Below are 1,348 nucleotides of genomic sequence, written 5' to 3'. Positions count from 1 at the left end.
GAGCAAATGATCGAAGCAGGCTACTTATGTGAGCAACGTTATGCGGATATGTTGCTGCGATCACGTGTTATAAAGGGCTACGGTGCGGCGCGGGTGAGGCAAGAGCTCGCAGTGCAAAAAGTCGATTCTGAAGCTGTGATGCTTGCGTTTGAACGTGATGATACAGATTGGTTTGAACTCGCCAAGCATACGCGACAGCGTAAGTTTGGTGATTGGGATCGCGCTTTTGACTTAAAGCAAAAAGCGAAGCAGCAACGCTACTTATATAGTCGCGGTTTCAGCAGTGATCAGGTCAATTATGCCTTTGAGCTAGATGAGTGAATTACTTTTTGAGGTGAGGCTTAATTATCTCGTATAGCTCTGGCCTGTTTTCGGCTATTTCTTCATGACTCAAACCTTCAAGCGAGTGCGGATATTTAAGCCATTCTTCGGTTTTATGTAAAAAGTAATCTGGCACAATATCAGTTTGATTACGTGTAGGCTTGTAATACGGTACGGCCACTTTTATTTCTTGCGGCGTATTTCTTCTGGCGTGAGTTTCAAGATGTTCAATTACCGCTTTAATGGTATGCCCTGTATCAAATACGTCATCGACGATTAATAAGCGGTCCGTATGTTTCACGTGTTTGATGAGATAGCTCATGCCGTGAATGCGAATCTCATTTGAGCGACCATCAATGGCAGCTGCGTAGGAAGAGGTTCGAATGGCGATATGATCTGTTTCAATTCCGTGATACTCAAGCAGCTCTTGTACTGCTGTCCCAATCGGTGTTCCGCCTCGCCATAGTGCAATAATAATGCTTGGTTTGAAGCCTGAGTCTAGAATTTGCGTGCCTAAACGGAACGAATCTTCTAGTAATTGTTGTGCGCCAATGTAGGTTTTAAGAGTCACCGATTGAATCCCAGTATGCTCAGTATAAGTGGCTTGATTATTTACTTTTTCAAAAACATTTTGCAAGCTGAGTATCGTATATCGAGTATAAATAGGATGGGTAAAATGGCCGGGCTAGAACAGCAGAAGCAAGCGAAAAAACGATATGTCGAAGAGCAGTCGTTGGTGGAAGATAGCTATCGTTTGGCGGTCAAAATATATGAAAGTGGTTTTCGTCCAGACTTTATTGTCGGTATTTGGCGTGGCGGGTCGACAGTAGGTATTTATGTGCAAGAGTGTCTACAAACGCTGGGGGTAGAAACAGATCATATCGCTATTCGAACGTCATACCGCGGCATGGAACAATACTTTGAAGAGTTAGAGGGCAATCAGGGTATTCGTGTTCATGGTATTCAATATCTGCTTGAGAATATGAATTACGACGACAAACTGTTGATTGTCGATGATGTGTTCAGT

General features: G+C 43.4%; 3 protein-coding genes. 2 read left to right on the top strand and 1 reads right to left on the bottom strand.

Going from position 1 to position 1,348, the window contains the following annotated elements; genetic code table 11:
* Positions 1-321 (top strand): regulatory protein RecX (locus tag A3738_RS08100; RefSeq protein WP_156504092.1); only part of this gene is annotated, 321 nt, incomplete at its 5' end.
* A 1-nt stretch (position 322) separates the two neighbouring features.
* On the opposite strand, the gene A3738_RS08095 is transcribed toward A3738_RS08100, so the two are convergent.
* Positions 323-958: a phosphoribosyltransferase gene (locus A3738_RS08095; protein ID WP_369819785.1), complete on the bottom strand. Its 636-nt coding sequence runs from the start codon at positions 956-958 to the stop codon at positions 323-325.
* A gap of 39 nt (positions 959-997) precedes the next feature.
* Here A3738_RS08095 and A3738_RS08090 point away from each other — a divergent pair.
* On the top strand, positions 998-1,348 hold a 351-nt coding region (locus tag A3738_RS08090), incomplete at its 3' end, for a phosphoribosyltransferase (protein ID WP_369819784.1).

The sequence above is a fragment of the Oleiphilus sp. HI0066 genome (assembly GCF_001635725.1).
This window is presented reverse-complemented; position numbering and strand designations above follow the sequence as displayed.